The 22,120-nt window shown below is 35.0% G+C and carries 27 protein-coding genes; 7 read left to right on the forward strand and 20 right to left on the reverse strand.

The features are described 5' to 3' along the window. The 7 genes from Megvenef_RS01155 to Megvenef_RS01185 form a co-directional block, all read right to left on the reverse strand. Positions 1-328 (reverse strand): transposase (locus Megvenef_RS01155; RefSeq protein WP_322776028.1); only part of this gene is annotated, 328 nt, incomplete at its 3' end. A 190-nt stretch (positions 329-518) separates the two neighbouring features. Next, the gene (locus Megvenef_RS01160; protein WP_322776172.1) at positions 519-1,226 is read right to left on the reverse strand and encodes a M48 family metallopeptidase; all 708 of its coding nucleotides are present in this window, start codon (positions 1,224-1,226) and stop codon (positions 519-521) included. Positions 1,227-1,260: 34 nt separating this feature from the next. Beyond that, a complete protein-coding gene (locus Megvenef_RS01165; RefSeq protein ID WP_322776197.1) occupies positions 1,261-1,800 on the reverse strand; it encodes a methylated-DNA--[protein]-cysteine S-methyltransferase in 540 nt (179 codons plus the stop codon). Between the two features lie 68 nt (positions 1,801-1,868). Continuing rightward, the gene (locus Megvenef_RS01170) at positions 1,869-2,300 is read right to left on the reverse strand and encodes an NUDIX domain-containing protein (RefSeq protein WP_322776173.1); all 432 of its coding nucleotides are present in this window, start codon (positions 2,298-2,300) and stop codon (positions 1,869-1,871) included. Positions 2,301-2,308: 8 nt separating this feature from the next. Then, positions 2,309-2,842 carry a GNAT family N-acetyltransferase gene (locus Megvenef_RS01175; RefSeq protein ID WP_322776174.1) on the reverse strand — a complete coding sequence of 178 codons (534 nt, stop codon included), beginning with the start codon at positions 2,840-2,842 and terminating at the stop codon, positions 2,309-2,311. Positions 2,843-2,854: 12 nt separating this feature from the next. Beyond that, the gene (locus Megvenef_RS01180; RefSeq protein WP_322776175.1) at positions 2,855-3,334 is read right to left on the reverse strand and encodes a GNAT family N-acetyltransferase; all 480 of its coding nucleotides are present in this window, start codon (positions 3,332-3,334) and stop codon (positions 2,855-2,857) included. Positions 3,335-3,370: 36 nt separating this feature from the next. Next, positions 3,371-4,465, reverse strand: a complete 1,095-nt coding sequence (locus tag Megvenef_RS01185) for an ELM1/GtrOC1 family putative glycosyltransferase (RefSeq protein WP_322776176.1) — start codon at positions 4,463-4,465, stop codon at positions 3,371-3,373. A 272-nt stretch (positions 4,466-4,737) separates the two neighbouring features. Between Megvenef_RS01185 and Megvenef_RS01190 the strand changes: the two genes are divergently transcribed. Continuing rightward, positions 4,738-5,928, forward strand: coding sequence for a multidrug effflux MFS transporter (locus Megvenef_RS01190; RefSeq protein WP_322776177.1), 1,191 nt, complete (start codon positions 4,738-4,740; stop codon positions 5,926-5,928). A 240-nt stretch (positions 5,929-6,168) separates the two neighbouring features. Here the strand turns inward: Megvenef_RS01190 and Megvenef_RS01195 are convergent, their stop codons facing one another. The 4 genes from Megvenef_RS01195 to Megvenef_RS01210 are packed head-to-tail and all read right to left on the reverse strand — an operon-like array spanning position 6,169 to position 8,175. After that, a complete protein-coding gene (locus tag Megvenef_RS01195) occupies positions 6,169-6,711 on the reverse strand; it encodes a GNAT family N-acetyltransferase (RefSeq protein ID WP_322776178.1) in 543 nt (180 codons plus the stop codon). Further along, on the reverse strand, positions 6,711-7,181 hold the full coding sequence (locus Megvenef_RS01200; RefSeq protein ID WP_322776179.1) for a GNAT family N-acetyltransferase: 471 nt from the start codon (positions 7,179-7,181) through the stop codon (positions 6,711-6,713). The genes Megvenef_RS01195 and Megvenef_RS01200 overlap by 1 nt, the downstream gene beginning before the upstream one ends. Next, positions 7,178-7,642 carry a GNAT family N-acetyltransferase gene (locus Megvenef_RS01205; protein ID WP_322776180.1) on the reverse strand — a complete coding sequence of 155 codons (465 nt, stop codon included), beginning with the start codon at positions 7,640-7,642 and terminating at the stop codon, positions 7,178-7,180. The genes Megvenef_RS01200 and Megvenef_RS01205 overlap by 4 nt, the downstream gene beginning before the upstream one ends. Beyond that, positions 7,642-8,175 carry a GNAT family N-acetyltransferase gene (locus Megvenef_RS01210; RefSeq protein ID WP_322776181.1) on the reverse strand — a complete coding sequence of 178 codons (534 nt, stop codon included), beginning with the start codon at positions 8,173-8,175 and terminating at the stop codon, positions 7,642-7,644. The genes Megvenef_RS01205 and Megvenef_RS01210 overlap by 1 nt, the downstream gene beginning before the upstream one ends. A 143-nt stretch (positions 8,176-8,318) precedes the next feature. On the opposite strand from Megvenef_RS01210, the gene Megvenef_RS01215 reads away from it, so the two are divergent. Both Megvenef_RS01215 and Megvenef_RS01220 read left to right on the forward strand, forming a co-directional pair. Continuing rightward, the gene (locus Megvenef_RS01215; protein WP_322776182.1) at positions 8,319-10,160 is read left to right on the forward strand and encodes an ABC transporter ATP-binding protein; all 1,842 of its coding nucleotides are present in this window, start codon (positions 8,319-8,321) and stop codon (positions 10,158-10,160) included. Positions 10,161-10,189: 29 nt separating this feature from the next. Beyond that, positions 10,190-10,534, forward strand: coding sequence for an SET domain-containing protein (locus Megvenef_RS01220; RefSeq protein ID WP_322776183.1), 345 nt, complete (start codon positions 10,190-10,192; stop codon positions 10,532-10,534). 27 nt (positions 10,535-10,561) lie between these two features. Here Megvenef_RS01220 and Megvenef_RS01225 read toward each other — a convergent pair whose 3' ends face one another. The 9 genes from Megvenef_RS01225 to xseA all read right to left on the reverse strand — a co-directional run bounded on the left by Megvenef_RS01225 (position 10,562) and on the right by xseA (position 17,602). Then, positions 10,562-10,903 carry a HesB/IscA family protein gene (locus Megvenef_RS01225; protein ID WP_322776184.1) on the reverse strand — a complete coding sequence of 114 codons (342 nt, stop codon included), beginning with the start codon at positions 10,901-10,903 and terminating at the stop codon, positions 10,562-10,564. Further along, positions 10,896-11,285 (reverse strand): Fe-S cluster assembly scaffold IscU, encoded by a 390-nt coding sequence (gene iscU / locus Megvenef_RS01230; protein ID WP_322776185.1) that lies wholly within the window; start codon positions 11,283-11,285, stop codon positions 10,896-10,898. The genes Megvenef_RS01225 and iscU overlap by 8 nt, the downstream gene beginning before the upstream one ends. A 20-nt stretch (positions 11,286-11,305) precedes the next feature. Next, complete coding sequence (locus Megvenef_RS01235; RefSeq protein ID WP_322776186.1) at positions 11,306-12,562, reverse strand: IscS subfamily cysteine desulfurase; 1,257 nt, start codon at positions 12,560-12,562, stop codon at positions 11,306-11,308. Positions 12,563-12,567: 5 nt separating this feature from the next. Then, entirely contained in the window at positions 12,568-13,704 is a 1,137-nt protein-coding gene (locus tag Megvenef_RS01240; RefSeq protein ID WP_322776187.1) for a cysteine desulfurase family protein, read from the reverse strand. Between the two features lie 4 nt (positions 13,705-13,708). After that, positions 13,709-14,122: an Rrf2 family transcriptional regulator gene (locus Megvenef_RS01245; RefSeq protein WP_322776188.1), complete on the reverse strand. Its 414-nt coding sequence runs from the start codon at positions 14,120-14,122 to the stop codon at positions 13,709-13,711. A gap of 205 nt (positions 14,123-14,327) precedes the next feature. Next, on the reverse strand, positions 14,328-14,861 hold the full coding sequence (locus Megvenef_RS01250) for a BON domain-containing protein (RefSeq protein ID WP_322776189.1): 534 nt from the start codon (positions 14,859-14,861) through the stop codon (positions 14,328-14,330). A 141-nt stretch (positions 14,862-15,002) separates the two neighbouring features. Then, a complete protein-coding gene (locus Megvenef_RS01255; RefSeq protein ID WP_322776190.1) occupies positions 15,003-15,380 on the reverse strand; it encodes a BON domain-containing protein in 378 nt (125 codons plus the stop codon). A 40-nt stretch (positions 15,381-15,420) separates the two neighbouring features. Next, positions 15,421-15,909, reverse strand: coding sequence for a hypothetical protein (locus Megvenef_RS01260; RefSeq protein ID WP_322776191.1), 489 nt, complete (start codon positions 15,907-15,909; stop codon positions 15,421-15,423). Positions 15,910-16,249: 340 nt separating this feature from the next. Further along, positions 16,250-17,602, reverse strand: a complete 1,353-nt coding sequence (xseA, locus tag Megvenef_RS01265) for an exodeoxyribonuclease VII large subunit (RefSeq protein WP_410519745.1) — start codon at positions 17,600-17,602, stop codon at positions 16,250-16,252. Between the two features lie 91 nt (positions 17,603-17,693). On the opposite strand from xseA, the gene Megvenef_RS01270 reads away from it, so the two are divergent. From Megvenef_RS01270 to Megvenef_RS01285, 4 genes are all read left to right on the forward strand, one after another. Further along, positions 17,694-19,763 carry an LPS-assembly protein LptD gene (locus Megvenef_RS01270; protein ID WP_322776193.1) on the forward strand — a complete coding sequence of 690 codons (2,070 nt, stop codon included), beginning with the start codon at positions 17,694-17,696 and terminating at the stop codon, positions 19,761-19,763. Positions 19,764-19,777: 14 nt separating this feature from the next. Next, positions 19,778-20,665 (forward strand): SurA N-terminal domain-containing protein, encoded by an 888-nt coding sequence (locus Megvenef_RS01275; RefSeq protein ID WP_322776194.1) that lies wholly within the window; start codon positions 19,778-19,780, stop codon positions 20,663-20,665. A 145-nt stretch (positions 20,666-20,810) separates the two neighbouring features. After that, a complete protein-coding gene (gene rsmA / locus Megvenef_RS01280) occupies positions 20,811-21,617 on the forward strand; it encodes a 16S rRNA (adenine(1518)-N(6)/adenine(1519)-N(6))-dimethyltransferase RsmA (RefSeq protein WP_322776195.1) in 807 nt (268 codons plus the stop codon). Between the two features lie 175 nt (positions 21,618-21,792). Beyond that, positions 21,793-22,120 (forward strand): transposase (locus tag Megvenef_RS01285; RefSeq protein WP_322776196.1); only part of this gene is annotated, 328 nt, incomplete at its 3' end.

The following is a 22,120-nucleotide window of genomic DNA, read 5'->3' on the forward strand; positions in this document are numbered from 1 at the left end:
CTTCAGACACATCAAGATCTTGCTGCAAATATTCATAACCACAAAAATATTGCCAATAAATATTTTCCTTTAGCTCTTCCTCCGTAAACGAATCAGAACCGTTGTACATAGCTTGAAGCATTGATAGTGCTAGCATTACTCTATGATCTTTCTTATTTCTACCAAATTGCTTGATTTCAATGTTAGGCAATGCTCTGGCTTCAAGTTCAGACCAATTTACTAAATCCCTTAGTTTATATAACTTGTTTTTAGGATTTAGTTTTGTAGATAATTTCTCTTCAAATAACCTTTCTTGTTTTTGGAGAAAAGTAATATTTTCTATAGGCATAATTTTAAAATCCGTAAGCTTTATGCGGTAATTATACCATTTTCTTATGGATTTTGTAAGCTGTTTATGACATGAAACCCCTTGTTAATTCAGGCGGGGAGAGTTTTGACGGAGGGACTATTGAGCTTTACTCTTAGTATTATCTGTTTTTTTATTGGGATAAAAATTGTTCGAATGTTTTAAATAGGATCTATAATAAATAACGATGTAATCTCATCCCATTACCCTTCAGCCATAATTTAGCTAATTTATAATTTGGATAAAGTGTGTCGACCAAATTCCAAAAACGTATACTATGGTTCATTTCTATTATATGACACATTTCATGCACCACTAAATATTCTAATATTTCTTTAGGCGCAAAAACAAGGCGCCAATTAAATGAAAGGACTCCTTTACTTGAACAACTACCCCATTTATTTTTATTATTCATAATTCGAATCTTGCTGAAGCTTAAACCGTGTTTTGCACTGAAAAAATCAACCAACTTCGTCACTTCCAATAATAATTTATCGCGCAAGAACTTTATTAAAATACTCTTATCATGTGGAATATTTGAATAAACCTCGACTAAATTCTGCTTAATTAGAACGTTACAATAATTTGCTTCAATATGTTGTAATGAGTATATTTCACCAAAAATTGGTATCGTTTTATCGTCTATGGGCTCGTGCTTGATTGCATTTTGTAATTTTTGCCTTACCCAAGATTCTTTTGATAATAAAAACCTATACCCTGCATTATAATGTTTATGAGGTAATATTAATTCTGCCCCATTATGATTTACTCTAATTGAAATTCGTTTTGCCCTAGAACTATATCTAACTGGGATCTTAATATTATGACCTAGCTTATCTAAAATAATAGATTCTGAGGGTAGTTTTTGTTGTTTCTTCATATAAACTAGTCTTTTGAGTAAAACTAACATAGGGTCATACTACAATGAAATGATTTTTCTTCTCGAAATCTATAAGCCATTTTTTTCGGTTAACTCCACCACCATATCCACCTAAATCACCATTACTGTTGATAATACGGTGGCAAGGAATAATTATTGCCAACTTATTTGCTCCATTGGCATTCGCAACTGCTCTATATGCTTTCTGTTTCCCGATAGCCTTAGCTTGGTCACTGTAGCTTCGCGTCTGACCATAAGGAATACGCATAAGCTCTTCCCAAACAATCTCTTGAAACGTACTCCCTAAAAGCTGAAGAGGCGTTGTAAATTCTTTTAATGAACCATCAAAATATCTTTGTAGCTCAGATTTTATAAGCTTTATAGGCTCCGATTGCCCTGCAGTAATTATCGCTTTAGTCTTCGTCTTAAGCCTATCTACTTGACGCTCTAGACTACGTCGATCAGCAAATTCTAGTAGATAGAGGGCTTCTTCATCACTAATTGCCAACATAGGTCCAAGAGGAGTATCAATATATGCTGATTTTAGTAAATAATCTTTTTTAGACTTAGTCATCGGATATATTTGACTCATTTTACCAGTATCCAACCAATTATAAATAAAGTGTTCTTTGCCTTTTTTAACTACCATTTGTCGCTAATTTCTGTCTCTCCATAATACTCCTTAATCCTTCTTAGGGTGGCGGGAGATATATCCGAAGGCAACTCTTTCAATTTAAACCATTTCTTTTCTTTTATTTCTGAAACACATATGTAGTTCTTTTCAAGAAAATCTGTACATATATAAAATACTACGTAATCGTCACGTTTCTCAACTTGACTATGATATACACTAAACAATTTAACAGATTTAGCTACCACACCAACTTCTTCTAACAATTCTCTGAGTATCGTTTGTTGTGGAGTTTCTCCTTCTTCAACACCACCACCAATAGTGCACCATCCTTGCATATATGTATGCTTTATAAGCAGGATCTTATCATTGTCTAGGACCAAAGCTCTGGCACCAATAGTTTTTTTGCCTAGCAGCGAGTAAACAAAATTTTTAATTATCATATAGATTTTCATATCACTATTTCGAAAGTAAATATATTCATTGCATATGGATCAGGATTGTCTGATGTTTTTAATTCCTTTTCGGTTTTAAAAATTTCTGTAAATTTATTTCCAGCTGCCAGGATAATTGCTTTGCGCCAAAATTTTAGTGCTTTGATATTCTCAGGCATTACAGCAACAGACCATTTTCCTGAATACATTTTAAATATCAACTCAATTACTTTCAATGCTACACCTTTACCTTGGAATTTTGCAAGAATAAAAAATTCTCCAATATTCCAATCTATCTCTTTAGTTAATAAGCATTCTTTATCAAGTAAGATAAACCCTGCTAATTCATTCTCTACCTTAATTAAAAAAGCTTTCTTATCATTGTCTACAAAATAATGCTTAAAATCTATACATTCAAACATACCGTTTTCAGGACATTCCCATCTCATAAATTCAGTTCTGTCATAAACATAAAACCGCGCCATATTTTGGACTGTATTGTAGTCGGTAATAGTTGCAGGAACGATAATAGGAACTAATGAATTATTCATTATCTTAATGCCTTAAAAATTTTTGCCTTGATCAAACAATTTCATATATGCAACGCCGTCTAAACCAGCCCTATAAAACTCTGGAATAATGTAACTTTCTAGGTACTTTGTTGACTCATAAAAGGCTCTGGCTCCAAAGTTATCAACAGGAGTATCGAGGTAAACCCCTCTATTGCTTCGCACTTTTGCCTGTACTTCAACATGTTCTAATAATTTTTTAGCAATGCCTTGTTTGTGGTAAATTGAGGAAACAACAAGACCATGCACATAGCTTAACCTATTCCACTTATGATGCTGCACACTAATATAACCAACAACTAAATCATCAATCGCTACAACAAAAACTTCACCTTCCTCATCCAACAATAATTTTTGAATGGCCCTTTTTTGTCCATCAATATATTGATTTGCCCAACCGGTTTTTTGAAGAATATCAGAAACCTGTTCCCCATCACTTTGCACAAAGGGTCTAATTATTGATTTATTAGTCATATTTTTTCTATTAACTAAACTAGATACAAAACCAAATTATTTTACTGATAGATATTTTTTGAGTAATATATTAGCAATTTTTGCAGACGCTGGCTTAGCACGACTCGTAAAATCAATTTTTGGCATAACCGAAGCTTCAATAAAACCTGGAGTAAAAAGAATTGTACGACCAGCATCAACTTCTGATTTTACGTGCTTAATATGAGTTTCATTCATCGCCCCATTATGCATGATAATAGTTCGGTTTGGTAAATTATCATTCCCTTCTGAGATCATAGAAGTAGACTCTCCTGGTAAAAAACATAGTCCTTCTTTTGCATTTTTTACTACCCAGAATCCAGCTTTATATGGGCTAGGACTAATATGGCTAAAATTATATAATTTAAATTGCGATGGATCCATATATTTCTGCAGTCTTTCTACGAAAGCAGAGGTAGTTATATCTAATTTTTCATTTTTGTGCACCCACTCATTTTTATTAGAAGTTGTATGATCATATTGACCTGTTCTAGGACCATTAAATATCATTAATGAATAGTTTCCTTTTTTACAAAATTGACCTATCAAATCAGCCCCTTTAGCTGCCTCTTCAGCTGTATAAAACTTAATCTTTCCTTCAGAAGTAGGAGCATCCCCTCCTAAAACAATCATGGCTATTTTATCTTTTCCTTGAAGCCACTGAAACTCTTTAGCATATTTTTCATATTCTTGTTTTATTATTGTTGGGGTTGAATTATGCGATACCCCCACTGTTTGTATTATTTCAGTTTTCTTTTCACTCGCGTGCTTTAAAAAATCATTATCAATACTGTGTTTGGGTAACGCGATAAGATTAGCTTTCCCTAAAATAGAAGGATGTTCTTTGAAAATCATATGAGCTGTATTTAGTACAACAACATTTGGGCATAATTCATCGGCTATTTCATTAATTACATTTATACCCTCAAGCCCTGAAGTCAGAATTGTTAACTTTTTATAATTATCACGACAAGTGTTATTAATTATTTCTTTAAGTGGTTTAAGCTCATTATGAGGCGTATATTTTATAGATAAATTTGGAGATTGAGACTTAAGAGCTTCAACTATTCCATAAAGTTGATTTTGATCACCAATTCTCCCTTCATTTAACACTACTATAATATTACTAATACCATCGCCTCATGAGTTATAAAAAATAATAAGTAAAATAAAATTTTTCATTCATATTCCCTTTTTGTAATCAATAATGGACAATTACATTAACATATATGTATTATACTATATATTAACCATATCATATCGAGGATAAAAGTGAAGACAATCATTGTCGTTTAAAGTAGGAAACTAAGTTTTTTATCAACATTCCAATAGGAGTGAAGGTTATTTTATTACTTAATTTTTGAATTTAAACGTCGAGGTTTTTTATGACACACGCTCTATTGCCAGCGCTTTGGCTTATTGTACTTATTGTGGGCCTACCACAGCTTTCTGAAACTGTTTATACTCCATCTTTACCCGATATCGCACATGCTCTGCATGCTGAAGAGTCGATGGTAGAATATACTCTCACTATTTACCTCTTTGGCTTTGCCATTGGCACCTTATTTTGGGGTAAGCTTTCTGATCACTTTGGCCGCAAGCCATGTGTTTTAGCCGGCCTTTTCATTTTTATCCTTGGATGCATTGGCTGCTATTTTTCATCCACCATTGAAATGCTTATGATTAGCCGTTTTATTCAAGCTTTTGGGGGAAGTATAGGAAGCGTTCTAGGGCAAGCAATTTGTAGGGATAGTTTTCATGGCCCCTCGCTTGGTAAAGCATATGCTTCAATAGGTAGTGGACTTGCTATTTTCCCAGCTATCGGTCCTGTTATTGGTGGGGTAATTGCACAGCATTTTGGATGGGCAAGTATCTTTCTATCCTTGGTGTTATTTGCTATAATTTTGACCCTACTGGTGGCAAAGTTACTGCCAGAAACACACCAGGTTGCTAACAGACAATCTGTTTCAATTTTAGAAATTAGTTCAAGTTTACTTAAGAATAAAAAGGTAATTGGATTTGGCTTGATAGTATCAGCTTGCAATGGTATCTCTTTTAGCTATTTTGCCGAAGGATCATTTTATCTGATCAAGATACTTGGCCTAACGCCAAGCGAGTATGGATTAAGCTTTATTGCCATTGCAGCCGCTACCATGATGGGGGGAATACTATCTAAAAAACTGCATAACCATCATACAGCAAAAACAATCATGGGTTATGGTCTGGTTATTATTCTGGCTTCAGCAAGCATATTTAGTGTATTTACTGTTATACATACTAATATATTGCCGCTTTCTACAAATCTTATGATTGGCATCACTATCTTGAGTCAAATGAGTATTATGTTTGGCATATGTATGGCAACCAGCAACGCCTTGGCCCTAGCGCTTGTAGACTACAAATGGTGTATAGGAACAGCCTCAAGTTTGTTTGGTTTTTTCTATTACTGTTTGATATCTCTGTTTACTCTTGGCATGGGTGCTCTACACAATGATACATTATTACCTATGCCTCTGTATTTCTTTGGTATTAGCCTATTTATGCTAATAGTGCAGAAATTTATGATAAGTAGGTGATTTTTGGTATAAAAAGCAAAATAGTTATGCTGATTAGTTGTGGCTTGCGCCTGCCCTCTTGGCCTACGCCCTGTGGCAACAAAAAGTCATCCTGAACTTGTTTCAGGATCTCATGAGATAGAAGGAGATCCCGGGTCAAGCCCGGGATGACTTATAGTATATATAAAGACGCGCCCCGCCGGCCAGGGCCCAACTCATGCCTTGAGCTCATCACGTCTTGGATAATCTGTATGTAATTTCTTATACCCTTTTGACCATTAGATCACTTGCTTGCCCAATAAAAGCGCCGGCATTAGCTTCATATGTACCAACTTTTTGAAATCCAGCTTTGCAATAAACGCGAACAGCACGAGGATTATTTGGATCTGGATCAATAAAAAATGTATCAACTAGAGGATCTACAAACTCGCAATAAAAACCCATAAAAGCTTCTAGTGTTTGAGCTGCCAGTCCTCGACCTAAAAATTTTGTATTTCCTATACCAAAATCAAGGCCGATTGTATGACCAGATTTAGACATATTCTCCCTATGAACATCAGATAATTCTTGGTCCTTCTGCAAAATATCAGATAAAAGAAAGCAATATAGCTCTCCCTCAATTGAACCAATCCAATATTTTGTTGTGCCATAAAAATAATGTTGCTTTTCCCCATGAATAAAATTCATTATATCATCCTTATGTTCTTGAGTATTATCCCAAAATTCCATCATATGTGGCTGACGTAGCCATTCAAAAATAGTATCAATATGCTTTAATTCAGCTTTCTCAAATTGAATATTCATTACTCTTCGCTCAAATACAGTTTCATGCCTTCATGGCTTGCTTCAAAACCGAAACATTCGTAGAATTTCCTAGCTTTGATACGCTTTTTATTTGTCGTTAATTGTACTATGGACGCACCTTTAGCTTTACCGTAAGAGATAGAAGCTTGCATCATCCATTCACCAATTTTATGCCCCCGGTATTTCTCAAGAATACGCACTGCTTCAATTTGCATTCTTGTTTTACCAGAAAAAGTCAGCGATGGCATAATCGTTAAATGACATGTTCCAACGATTTCTTCACCATTTTCTACAATCATAAGATATTGATTTTGATCAATATCTATTTTATGAAATGCAGTGATGTAACGCTGATCAAGCACTGTGTTAGTACTTTCACGGGTTTTTCCAAGTTCATCTTCAAGCAGAAGATTAACGATTGTATCTACGTCATTTATTGTCGCTCTGCGGTGCGAGAGATTTTTGTTCATACTTCTTTTCTTAAATATAGTTTTGCCATATGGCCATCATTTTGATAACCAAGAGTCTTATAAAACTCATGAGATCCATCTTTAGCCCGACGGAGGCCAGATGTTAGGTCAATAATAGCCGGACTAAAGTCACGTGCAATATCTTCTACAAATAGCATAAGCTTTTTTCCAATTCCGCAACCTCGATACTTCTCGTTTACTACTAAACTCTCAATATGAAATCGCACTTTATCCAAAACAAAAAGCGAAGATACTGACCAAGCAACAAAACCAATAAGTTTCTCTTCTGAGACAGCAACTGCAACACCATAATTATCATTTTTTATGAACCTTTTATACCTTGATTCAAGCTCTTCGTGGGAAGCCGGGTATCCGAGTTGATCCATTAATGGCACGAGATCTGGAACATCAGATGTCTTGGCTATGCGAACTAAAGTATAAATGCTATTTTTTGTACTCATTATTTCTCTCTTATCATCCATATTTCATCTTTAGTTCCTTTAATCTTCATAAATCCTGCTTTTTCATAAGCACGAATAGCAGCTGTATTTGTAACATCCGGATCAACGAATGTGTAATCAAATTTTTGAAAAACATGTTGCTCCAAGAAAAGTATAAGAGCTTTAGAACCAACATTCTTACCAAGAAACTCTATTTCGCCTATATACAAATCAAGACCTGCACAAGAATTTGGAAGTTCGGATAAGTCATGGCCCTGCTCACGCAGAAAATCATATACATTATAATATTGAATATAACCAATAGGAATATCATTTAAGCAAATAATATATGCATATATTGGTTTTTGCGCTAATTCTCCATGACTATTATCTATTAATTTTCTCCCATCGACGTAATGTCCATATTTTTCCCTTATCAGCTCTGGTGTCCATTGAATATCCTGATCCCACCATAACTTTACATGCGGTGCTTCTAGCCACTTAATCAACAATGGGAAATGCGATTTGGCTAGGGGAATAAAAGTAATGTTCATTAAATATTCAACAAAGTTTAATCTCTTGTTTCTTATGGCAAAAACAATGATCCAATATAGCCTAGGGTTGCACAAAAAATGTTTTTATGTCAAGATAAATACATATCTTGTGGAAAGGAGAGTGAACTAGCAAGGTAATAGACATGAACGTATCCCTTCTACCACAAAACACCTTTTTGCCACAAAATCTATGGCCCTTTATATGGCATTTTTTGAAAATATACAAACTTCCTGCTGCCATATTTATTCTTCTTGCCATGATTACCGGACTTTGGCCACCACTCAATAGCTTGCTCCTTAAGCACATGATTGACACTATGAGTTATACAGAACCAGGTAATGTCCTATCTCTTATTTTTTGGCCTGCTGTATTTTTTGTCCTGAACTTTGAAATACATAATTTATGTTGGCGTGGAATAGGATACATAAATTACAAATTACAACCAATAATTAAAAACCAAATTATCGAAAAGACATTTTCGTATATACACCAACATAGCCATCAGTTCTTTCAAGATAATTTATCAGGCCGAATTTCGAGCCACATCATTACATTAGCTGACAATATAGAACATGTTGTACATGATATTTCTAAACATATGATTCGCTTTTTAACGTTATTAATTGTAGCTTTTATAAGTATGTATTATGTCCATCCTTATTTTTTTTGCTCCTTGCTTATTTGGTTTATAGTGTTTACTGCCATTAGTTTTCGTGTATCTAAAAGGATAATTGACCTATCAGAACTTCATGCAGCAGCTGGATCACTTCTCTTTGGGCAACTAGTTGATAGTATAACGAATTCTAGTACGGTCAGACTCTTCGCCAGGCGCAATTACGAAATAGCTTACATTGAAAAATATTTACTTTCGATTCAAAAAACCTTTCAAGCAAATCGAATATTCGGTATTAAATTGAATATATTTCGAGGAGCTTCGTTTTCTATTATGCTAGCCCTGATGTTATACTTCCTAGTTCAATTACGGCTAAGTCAGGTTGTAAGCATAGGTGATTTCGCACTTATTCTTGGATTAAGCGTTGAGGTTGGTTTTACGACATGGGGAGCCGTCGAACAAATAGACGAATTAAATACAGCTGTAGGTAAATGCAAACAGAGTTTATCAGCACTTTTCGGACCTCTTAATATAAAGGATATAGAAAATGCTTCAGATTTAATTGTTCCCAAGGGTGAAATCATTTTTGTAGGCGTAAAATTCCACTATAAAAGCATTGGCCCTCTCTTCCAAAACATATCAATTAATATTCAATCGGGGCAAAAAGTAGGATTAGTTGGTTATTCTGGTAGTGGCAAAACGACATTTGTAAATCTAATTCTAAGACTCTATGACCTGACCGGTGGCCATATTTTCATCGATGGACAAGATATTCGCCAGTGTACCCAAGATTCTTTACGCAGGGCCATCGCCATGATCCCACAAGATCCCTCACTTTTTCATCGCACATTGATGGAGAATATTCGGTATGGCAGGATTGAAGCAACAGACGAAGAAGTAGTTGAAGCTGCAAAGCGTGCTCAAGCACATGAATTTATTATCAAATTGCCCCAAGGCTATGAGTCTCTTGTTGGTGAACGTGGCGTTAAGCTATCTGGTGGACAGCGTCAAAGAATCGCTATAGCCAGAGCCATTCTCAAAAACGCACCTATTTTAGTATTGGATGAAGCCACCTCTCAGCTTGATTCAATTACTGAAATGAGTATCCAAGAAAGCCTATGGGAATTAATGAATAGTCGCAATGAAACTTCTGGAGAAAGCCGAAGAACAACCATTGTAATAGCTCACCGCCTCTCAACTTTACTACGTATGGACCGTATCCTTGTATTTGACATGGGTAAAATTGTAGAAGATGGCATCCATACAGAGCTACTTGTCAGAGACGGGTTATACCGATCCCTTTGGGATGCACAAGTTGGCGGATTACTACCAGATAAAAAATCCTTTAAAAAAAATGGCGGCTTGATCTGATATAAATATTATACAAATGAAACCTTCTTATGAAGAAAAAATACTTAAATAAGGTAATTATTGGAAATGGTGTTCTAAATAACAAAGGTGTGTACGCAACACGAGATTTCAAAAAAGATGAAATTGTTATCAAATATAATCTTACTCCCTTAACAAGAAAGGGTTTTGAAAAACTACCAGAAAAAGAAAAATGGTTTGCTCATATACTTAATGATACTATTTTTCTTTTCGGAGAACCTGAGCGATATGTTAACCATTCAGATACTCCTAATACCTTTCAAGCTTATAGAAATGGATGGTGCGATATAGCTTTAAAAGATATTAAGGAGGGAGAAGAAATTACTACTGACTCAACTAAAGAAATATCTCCTTGAAATATTAGACTATTAGGACTTTGGGTATCATACATTGAACGAGCTACCACAACCACATTTGCCTTTTTCATTTGGGTTTGTAAAGGTAAATCCTGATTTAAACTTTTCTTCCATGTAATCCATTTCTGTACCAAGAAGATACATTAAGGCTTTTGGATCAATTAGGACCGTTACCCCCTTATCACTTATGATCTCATCAAAATGCCCTTTTGCGTCAGCATATTCCACAAAATATTTCAAGCCAGAACAACCGCCAGATTTCACACCAATTCTAATACCCAATGATTCTTTTCCTCGCTGAGCTAGAAGAGCTTTAATCTGGGTCGCTGCCGCATCTGTTAGGGCCATAACCTGCTTGGTATTAGCCATTTTTACGTTTTTTGTTTTTATAGTCAGTTACTGCCGCCCTAATTGCATCTTCCGCAAGCATTGAACAATGAAGCTTTACTGGTGGAAGCGATAAATGCTTAGCTATCTCTGTATTTTTAATAGCAAGAGCCTCGTCAACGTTTTTGCCTTTGACCCATTCGCTTACAAGAGAGCTAGAAGCAATGGCTGAACCACAACCAAATGCTTTAAATTTAGCATCAATAATAACACCATTATCGTCAACCTTGATCTGTAGCTTTAATACGTCACCACAAGCTGGTGCGCCAACTAGCCCAGTGCCAACTGAGCCATCTTTTTTGTCCAGTGTCCCTACATTACGTGGGTTTTCATAGTGATCTATTACTTCGTTACTATATGCCATATTAACCTACCTTTAATTTATTAATGGGTGGCCCATTTTATTTCATTAATATCAATACCTTCTTGTACCATTTCCCACAATGGGCTCAGTTCTCTTAAGGTATTTATTTTTGAAAGCACCAACTCAGCAGCATAATCAACCTCTGCTTCAGTTGTGAACTTACTAAACCCAAACCTAATTGAAGTGTGAGCCATAGCATCGCCTACCCCAAGTGCTCTAAGTACATAAGATGGCTCAAGGGAAGATGATGTACAAGCCGAACCAGATGATACTGCAAGATCTTTGATAGCTAAAATCATCGATTCTCCTTCAATATAAGCAAAACTCAAATTTACATTACCATGATAACGTTTCTCTCTATCACCATTGAGATATATTTCTTCAGCTCTAGTTTGAATTGTTCCAACAAAACGATCGAACAGTCTCTTTACATGCTTATGATTAGCTTCCATTTCTTGTGAAGCAATCAATGCAGCCTTGCCAAGCCCTACTACTAAAGGAGTAGCAAGTGTTCCAGACCGTAAACCTCTCTCTTGTCCTCCACCATTTATAATAGGAGTAAGGCGTATTCTTGGTTTGCGTCTAATGTAAAGTGCTCCAATACCTTTTGGTCCATGTATTTTATGACCTGAAATACTTGCAAGGTCAATATTACACTCATTAACATCAATTGGAATTTTACCAAATGCTTGAGCCATGTCAGTATGAAAAAAAGCACCCTTTTGACGACAAATCTTCCCAATTTCTTTAAGTGGCTGAATAACTCCAATTTCATTGTTAACTGCCATCACCGAAACAAGTACAGTATTCTGTGTTACAGCTTTTTCTAGTTGATTTAAATCAACTAAGCCATTTGGTTGCACAGGTAAATAGGTTACTTCAAAACCCTCTTGCTCTAAATGACGGGCTGTATCTAAAATACATTTATGTTCCGTTACAAGGGTTACAATGTGATTCCTTTTATTTCCATAGAATTTTGCAATCCCTTTCAGAGCCATATTATTCGACTCCGTTGCTCCAGAAGTAAATACTATTTCTTTTGATACAGCACCGATTAAATTTGCTACCTGCGACCTTGCAAGTTCGCATGCTTCTTCTGCTTCCCACGCATATTGATGACTTCTTGAATGCGGATTACCAAAATTGTGAGTAAAATAAGGTATCATCGCCTCAACTACTCTTGGGTCAGTAGGTGTTGTAGCTTGACTGTCTAGGTAGATTGGGACTCTTCCTCCCTCATCAATCACTTTTTGTTTTAGTTTTGTTAGGTTGTTCATATTCCTTACCTATTTAATTCGCTATATATTTCAAGAAAATCATTAATATCTTTATCACTAGTTGTATATCCTAAGGATACACGTATGGCAGACTTAATTTCATCGTCAGAGCAACCCATTGCGGATAGGACATGAGATTTGCCAACTTTACCAGAAGAACAAGCAGAACCAGAACTTACTGCAACGCCTTTTAGATCAAGAGCAATTAACATTATTTGTGCTGTAACTTTTGGGTTAATTATTAAACTAGTATTTGGCAAGCGCTCGGTATTTATACCAGCAATAATTATATCTGGAAACTTATTCAGTAATTTAGACTCGAGCTTATCACGTAATTTTTTCATTTTATCATTACGTTTGTCTAATTCATCAAATGCAATCAACGCAGCCTCGCCAAGCCCTGCAATTGCAGGGACATTTTCAGTACCAGAACGCAAGGATCGCTCTTGCCCACCGCCAATAAATATTGGTTGAAGGTGAAACGATGTTTTACTGACTAAAGCCCCTGATCCAACTGGACCACCAAATTTGTGACCAGAAATGCTTGCAAAATCAAGATCCATGACTATCATATCAACCGGAATTTTTCCAGTAGCTTGAGCACAATCGCTATGTATCTGCGCATCATGTTCATGGGAAATTTTAGCTATTTCTTGTAAAAAAGAAATAACACCAGTTTCGTTGTTTGCCAACATCACTGAAACTAGTTTCTTTTGCTTTGTAGAACTTGCCAATTTTTGTTGCAAATCCTCAAGGTCTAAAACGCCATCCTTATCCACTTGAATCACAGTAAAATTGGAAGCAACCTTACTATGTGCCCAAATTGAAAGATGTTCTGTTGCAGAGATAAATATTTCGCCATCTCTATAATTAGCCAGAATAATATTGTTAGCCTCAGTGGCGCCAGAGGTAAAAGTTACTTGATAATTTCTGAAATTACTTTCAAACCCCATAAGCTTTGCTATCAGCTTGCGAGCATTTTCAATTATTGATTTGGCAGCTCTTCCATTTGAATGAATCGACGAAGGATTTAGAGGCAATAATGCATACTCATCCATTTTGCTTTTTACAGCCGGGCACAGAGGTGTCGTTGCATTATGATCAAGATATATTGTCTGATTTAAGCCTAAAAGTGGTGTCATTTTACTATACCTTAAGCTCTCCATTCATTATATCGGCTATAGAAATGTTAGCAAAATAGTCTCGTATCCTTTTGCTAAGACCTTTCCATAAATCATGAGTTTGACAGTTTATACCATTTTTTCTACAGTTCTTGTCTTTTGAACACCTAGTCATCTTAAGGTTCTCATCCACCGCATCAATGATATTTTCAATAGTAATTTGATCAGTAGTATTAGTAAGTTGATATCCCCCACCAGGTCCTTTAACCGATTTTACAATATCTGCCTTTTTAAGCTTGAGAAATATTTGCTCCAGATAATTTAGAGGAATATCTTGATTTGCCGAAATATCAGACAGTTTCATAGGCAGACCTGTCTTGTTTGTTGCCACTTCGATTACCGCCATTACTGCATAACGACTCTTAGTTGTTAACATCATATGGTTTATTCAAAAATAAATAATATGTATGAAGGCTAACTTACCCAACTAAAATAGTCAAGTATTTGTTTTAAATCTTAGAGTAACCCAATTTAAATTATATTTATGGAAATTATGAGGACATAGTCAAGTTAAGTAAAATAGATGAACCCTAAATTACTTAACTTGACAACGCTGGGTGGCTTGTACTTTTATAGTAGCTTATTTATACTTTTATGTTGGTTTTAACAGATTTTACGCCTTTAACTTCTTTAGCTGCAGCTACTACTGTATCCAAATCTGCTTCTCTTGCAACTTTACCAAAAATGTGTACTACGTGGTCCGTAGTTTCAACATGCAGATCGTATCCATCGACTATTTTTTCACTTGTATACAAATACCTTATTTTTCCCTTAACCTTTGCTGTAATTAAAGAATCTGCAATTAATGATTGGCTTCCTTTTAATTTAAGTTGAGTGTCAACCACATCAATTACACCGTTAACACTAGAAGCAATTTCTATTGCTTTGTGAGCTTGTAAGGCAGTATCTACAGTGCCTTTAAGGGTTACTATGCGATCTTTTGTTGATACACTTATACTATTACTCGGAATATCATTCTCGCTTATTAATAGCGCTGTTATCCCCGTCGTTATATCAGAATCTTCTGCGGGAGTGGCAAAAATCATGGGACAATTAAAGATGGCTATAGTTGCAATGGTTAATGAAAGAACAAACATAATTGGTTTTTTTAATAACATAAAGTTTTTCTCCTTTGATTAAATTAAGTTAACATGAGACTTATATTAGCTTTGTTGTAATTTTCTTGAATTAACGTAGCTGTTGCAAACAGCAAAAACAAAACACTTATGGACCTTGATATTTGCAACACAATACCCTAATTACCTTGCGGTATTATACCTTTCTACAGTTGCTCTTCTAGCAGCGTACTCACCGCCTGATAAAACTATTAAGCTGTTAATTACATCTTTTACCCCTGGTGCTCCTTTAACACTTAAAATAGCGAGGTTAGCTTCTTCATGCGTCCGTACAAATCCACTTAATTGGACTATTCCTCTATCTACAGCTATATGGATTAAGCTAGTTGGAATTAAAGGATCTTGGCGAAATTTATTCCTTATAAAGTGTACTATTTTAGTATCTTCCATTTGTTCACCCTGATTTTTATAACCTTCTCTTCCTGTCTGCCCTCTTGAACCACCACAACTTACCAGGTGTAAACATAGTACTGTTACCAATAGAATTTGAAATTTCTTCATAAAGACGCCTCTTTTTTTATTTAAATATAATTTATCTATTTTAGTTGTTCATAAAATTGTCAAATGACTTTTCTAAAGTGCTTAGCATATCTTTAAACTCAGGTTCTGTACCTTCTTCTATATGCTTCTTAAAAGTATCGATTATACTCTTTAATATATTTTTCATAGAACCCAATACAGGGTAAGATTCTATAGATTTTTCAGGTAATACTTTTTCCAATCTTTCAAATTGGGACATTATTTGCTTATAATCATGATTTTTTAAATCAATTGCTAAAGCATTAACAGCTCTCTCAAAATCAACTAATTTCTCTTGGGCTAACTTATCATTCTCTAATCCTTTTTTAACAAGGTGCTTTCTTGCCTCAGAGCTTAACATAGTAGCAGCCTCTTTATATTCTCGATGAGTAAGATGTTCGATGATTCTCTTTGCTAATTCTTTAGGGGATTTTGTAATACCTACTGCATCCTCAGTTTTATCTACAACAATGTTTTTCATTTTTCTGGCAGTGTCTTTCGCATCGTTCATGCCCCCCATAAATCCTCCATTTAAATTGTTAACTAACGGTTTATTAAATAACGAGTAAATATATAAACGAATACTTACTTACTTAAGGATTAGCAGACAGTTTATCTATTGTCAACAGTTTATAAATTCTAAACTTAAGATAGAAAGATTATTAATATAATAGGAATTTTTCTAAAGTTCCCATTATCTGGTTAAATCAGGTTTTGTACCTAATCTTTTATAGGCTTCTTAATATATTTTACGGCCCAATACGGTGAAGACTGTATCTTGCGGGGGATTCCTTTCTTAGATCTTCGACGCTAGCAAACCGAATAACTGCAAAATAAAGAATGGGGGTTGATTAACGCTGGGGAGCAAGTTTAACAACACTCATTTCTCCATCTTTCATTTTTAAATTCAACGATGGGCTTTTTTGAGCATCAGACAAAGTTGAAATAATTTTACCATCACTATTTTTCAACATAGCAAATCCTCGATTTAAAACATTATTGTAATCAAGGCTAGCTAGCAGCGATGAATTCAAAGTAAGCTTGTGCTCAAGAGGGGCAAGTAAAGTGTCTGTCTTACCAAGAAGGCTGTTTCTCATATTCTGGTATTGTAGATATTTATAGTTTAGTATTTTTGTTGGTTTGAGCCTAGAAATCGGGAAGTGCAAAAGATATAATTGTTTCTGTTTTAATAGGTTGGGTAATGCACCTATTAACCTAAATGAGAGATCATCTAAGCGTTGAATGTGATTATTTATAATACTCTGGATTTGTTGTAAAACACGTTCATTATTTCTTAGTCTCTGTAAATAATATTTTATTAAATCTGAAAGCCGGTGTGTAATACGCTCAGCAAAGAGGTTCAGTGTATATTTCAAATCTGCAATAACTGGCACGGCAAACTCAGCTGCTGCAGTTGGCGTTGGCGCTCTAAGGTCAGAAGCAAGATCAATTAGTGTATAATCGGTTTCGTGGCCTACTGCAGAAATTGTTGGTATGCCTGAGTTAAAAACCGCTCTCACTACAACTTCTTCGTTAAACGACCATAAATCTTCAATAGATCCACCGCCTCTGGCTATGATTAGTAAATCAGGTTGTAAATTAGTTGGTAATTTATTAAAACCATTTATAGCATTTGATATTTCCTCAGCAGCCGTCTCTCCTTGAACGCTGACGGGCCAAATCACAAGGTGAGTTGGACACCGATCAGAAATGCGGTGAATTATATCCTTTATCACTGCACCAGTGATTGAAGTTATAATACCGATTTTTTTAGGAAAAAAGGGAATTTTTTGTTTATGCTCCTGCGCGAACAACCCTTCTTTTTCTAGCTTTTGACGTCGCTCGCTTAGTATCTTCATGAAAGCACCAACACCAGAGGGCTCAATCAATTCAACCGATATTTGATATTTCGACTGACCAGCATAAGCAGTAATTTTACCTGTAACAACGACTTCTAAGCCTTCTTCTAGTTTGAAGTTAACCCTAGCTAAGGTGTGTTTCCAACAAGTGGCTGCCAGAATAGCATTTTCATCTTTTAAAGAAAAATAGCCATGTCCTGAGGTAGCAATTTTTAATCCAGAGATCTCTCCTTTGATTCTAACGGTCCCTAAGTTATTTTCCAGCAGCCATTTAATTTTGCTGGAAATTTCGGAAACAGAAAAATCCGTTTTGCTTACGTTATTTGTTAAATAATCGTCTAACATCATGTATGATCGAGAATATTTTACTTTGAATAGACTAATTTAAATGAAGTTTTTTTGCAAACTATTACTTGCAATTTTATTACTTGGTTTCATGACCAACTTTGTCCAGGCCTCGCCCAAGAAGGGGGCGATTATCAAGGCAAAAGAAACCAACTATGATGCTAATAATAATACTATTACCGCCTCAGGTAATGTGTTTATCCAAATGGATGAATATACTCTGCATGCCGCGGTTGTGCATTATGATTTGGACAGAGACATAGTATATGCCGAAGGAAATGTCCGAATTATCGATCAAAATGGCCAAACAATTTATGGTCAAAAAGCTGTTTTTAAAGATAAATTTAAAAAAGGTATTATCAAAGGATTTATGGCCAAACTTGATAACAACGCTGTTATTGTCTCAAGAACTGCAAAAAGAATAGAGAAAAACAGAATTATCTTAGAAAAGTCAGTTTTTACCCCTTGTGAATTTAATTGTAGTAGAAATCCTATTTGGCAATTAAGTTCTAGCAAAACTGATATTGATTATGACAAGCAAAAAATTACTTACAGACATCTGTTTTTTGAAGTTTATGGTGTTCCATTAATTTATCTTCCATATTTTTCTCATCCATCGCCAAACGCTAAAGCTCAATCAGGTATTCTTGGGCCACAAATAAAACGCGACAATTTTTTGATACCTTTTTATTTTCGACCAAAACCTAATATTGATGCTACAATCAGCCCAAGATTATCAAAAAACTATACAATATTCGAGACTGAATTTCGCCATAAGGTAAGAAATGGCTATTATGATATTCTTGGGAGCTTTGGTAACCCGCCAATAAGTAAATCAGGTGGCCAAAAAACAGAAAAGAGCTCAAGGCCAGGACGTTACCATATTTTTGCTAAAGGAAATTTTGTTGAAAATGAAGTAAATTTTGGATTCGATATCAAAAGAACATCGGATAAAGCTTACCTTACTAATTACCACGAAATATTTGACCATTACCTGACATCTAAGGTCTACACTAACACTATTGATACAAGAGATTATTTTTCTCTCGATGGGTATTATTTTCAGGACTTAAGGGCAAATGAGAAGAAAAGGCAAATTCCATTGGTTTTTCCAAGCGTTAAGAGCAAGAAAGTCTATAGTTTTAATGACGATGAAACAATATTACTAAATGTTAAAAGCGACACCATTGTCTACCAAGAACCAAAAGATCTAGGAGTGGCAAGAACCTCTCTAGACTTAGAATTAATGAATAACTTAATTACGAATAATGGACACATGCTAACATATTCTGTGGCAAACCGAGGAGATTTATATTGGGTAGATTTTACAGATAAAAATACATTAATAGAGAGGCAAAGAGTTTGGTATAAAAATATACCAGAATTTAGAACCCGTTGGCGGTACCCCTTAGTGAAATCATTAAGTGATAGATCTAGTTTGAAGGTGGAACCGACAGCTATGCTAGTATTGGGTAGAAAATTTGAGAACAGATTTAACAAGTTTGCCCTAGTAGATTCAAATAAGAGTGAACTTTCTGAGGATAATATATTCCACTCCAATAGGTTCAGTGGTATTGACTACCATGATTACGGCACTAGAGTTAGTTACGGTATTAATTCCTCATTAATGTCTAATCATATTTATATTGATACATTTCTTGGTCAGTTGGTGCATAAAAATAATGTTTCCAAAAATGGTAATTCTGAGTATGTGGGCAATGCAACCATTGATTTAGAAGATAATTTCGAGGTATTTTATAGATTTCGCAGAGATAAGAAACTTAGACCTATTAGAAATGAACTTGGAGCAACAACTTGGACCGAAAAATTCAATGCCACGACCACATTTACTGAACTTCATAATATATCAAACTATTTTGCTAAAGATGATTTTAAGCTTGAACAAGAAAAAATGTCTCAGCTAAATTTTGATGCGAATTATCAACTTAAAAAAGATTTATGGTTAGGCGCAGGAGCAAGACTTGATGCTTCAGGAAATAGTCCAAAAATTTTGGTAAGAAGTATCAAGGTGACATACTTATTTGATTGTGTTAGTATTAGCGGCACCATTATGGATAATTTCTTGCACGATAGTTTAAGAGGTGTCCGTAAAACAAGGACCAAGACTTTCATGGTCGGCCTAAAAGTTATAAATATGTAGGGATGAATATAAGTATGAAAAAACTAATCGGTATTATTGTTATTCTTTTGTCTAATTCAGTTTTTGCCGCTCTGCCTGATATAATCGCTCTGGTAAATGATCAACCAATTACAAAGTATGATTTTGAATCCAGAAAGAAAATGGTTATGGTGCTTAACAATATCGATAATTCAAGTCCGTCGGTTGATGCAAAATTAAACAATGGTATTATCAACGTTCTTATTGAAGAAGAGTTGCTTAATCAGCATGCTGCTAGTGTTGGTGGAAAAATAACATCAACGCAAATTGACAATGCGATTAGCACTATAGAGCAACGAAACAATATGCCAAACGGTGGCATGGCTGCCTTTATGAAAGAGCGCGGTCTGCAAATGGAAAGCTTTAAAAAACAAATAGCTGGTGAAATTATTAAACATAATATTGTTTCTTCACTATCAAATTCTGTTTCTGTTTCACCATTAGAATTAGATGTAGCCGTTATAAATACTGATATGCCTAAATTCAATATTGAAGCATGGATCTTTACTTCTAAAGGAAATGAACATAAGGATCATAAGCAAATGCAAGATTTAAAGAAACGACTTTACGATTGTAATAAAGTTGACCAAAAGCTTTACGATAGTTTTGCAGAGGCTGAAAAATTTGACAGAAAATTAGATGATATGCCATTCGGTACAAAATCAATTATTCAAGACACTAAAGTAGGAGCTACTAGTAGTGTATATAAAGAAGATGGTAAATTTAAACTAGTATTTGTGTGCAAGAAAGAATCAACTGTTTCTTCTGGCGACCTAAGTAAGCTTAAAACATTCTTGTCTAATAAGAAAATGTCGCAAAAGGCAACAAAATTCTTTAAGGATCTGAAGGCTAAAGCTTATATAAAAATGATGATTTCAAATTGAGCAGCTAGTATATAAATACCATTCCTCAAATTAAAATTTATAGATGATGATTTGAGTGGTGATTGCCCGGAACCTATGTTTATAGGTGAGGACACAAATATGCAAAAAATCGCATCTGTAAAATTAATTTCAGGAATGGTATAAGATGCTTCTTTCTATTGCTAAGCTCGCAAGTAAACACGGCATTGCCCCGCTTAAAAAATATGGACAGAACTTCATATTTGATGAATCTTTATGCGACAAAATTGTTAAATTTGCTCAAATCGATAAGTCTTCAAATGTATTAGAAATTGGACCAGGTCCAGCTGGCTTAACAAGATCAATATTAAAATCTGCGCCAGGCAGCCTTTGTGTTGTAGAAACCGATATAAGGTGCCTACCTTTGCTGGAAGAGATTAAAGACTCATATCCCCTTCTCGAAATTAAGCATGGTGACGCATTGAAAGTGCCGTTATCTGAAATAAATAGCGATAAGATAGATATAGTAGCAAATCTACCTTATAATATCGGGAGCCAATTGTTGACTAATTGGCTATGTCAAATTGAGCATGTAAATAGTATGACTTTAATGCTGCAAAAAGAAGTAGTTGACCGCATAGTAGCTTCTAATAACAGTAAAATTTACGGCCGCCTTTCAATTTTTTGTCAAATTTTCTGTGAAGTAGAAAAATGTTTTGACGTTAGTCCAAAAGCTTTTTATCCCGAGCCAAAAATATGGTCTAGTATCGTAAGGTTGGTGCCAAAACAGAACTTTCCAGAGGCAGCTGTTCGAAATAAACTTGAGCAGATTACTCAGGCAGCTTTTTCTGCTAGAAGAAAGATGATAAAATCATCTTTAGGAAAGATAGCACCAAATATTGCAGAAATTCTTCACACGTTAAATCTCGATCAATCGCTCAGAGCAGAAAATTTATCTCCTCAAGATTATATAAATATAGCTAAAGCGGTTTAAATAACTATAAATTATTCCTTACCTATTATGATCAGTGTTTTACTTCACGCTAAATTAGTCCCTCCGTCAAAACTCTCCCCGCCTGAATTAACAAGGGGTTTCATGTCATAAACAGCTTACAAAATCCATAAGAAAATGGTATAATTACCGCATAAAGCTTACGGATTTTAAAATTATGCCTATAGAAAATATTACTTTTCTCCAAAAACAAGAAAGGTTATTTGAAGAGAAATTATCTACAAAACTAAATCCTAAAAACAAGTTATATAAACTAAGGGATTTAGTAAATTGGTCTGAACTTGAAGCCAGAGCATTGCCTAACATTGAAATCAAGCAATTTGGTAGAAATAAGAAAGATCATAGAGTAATGCTAGCACTATCAATGCTTCAAGCTAGGTACAAGGGTTCTGATTCGTTTAGGGAGGGAGAGCTAAGGGAAAGTGTTTATTGGCAATATTTTTGTGGTTATGAATATTTGGGGCAAGGTCTTGATGTGTCTGAAG

The organism is Candidatus Megaera venefica, from assembly GCF_034554655.1.
Lineage (GTDB): Bacteria > Pseudomonadota > Alphaproteobacteria > Rickettsiales > Rickettsiaceae > Megaera_A > Megaera_A venefica.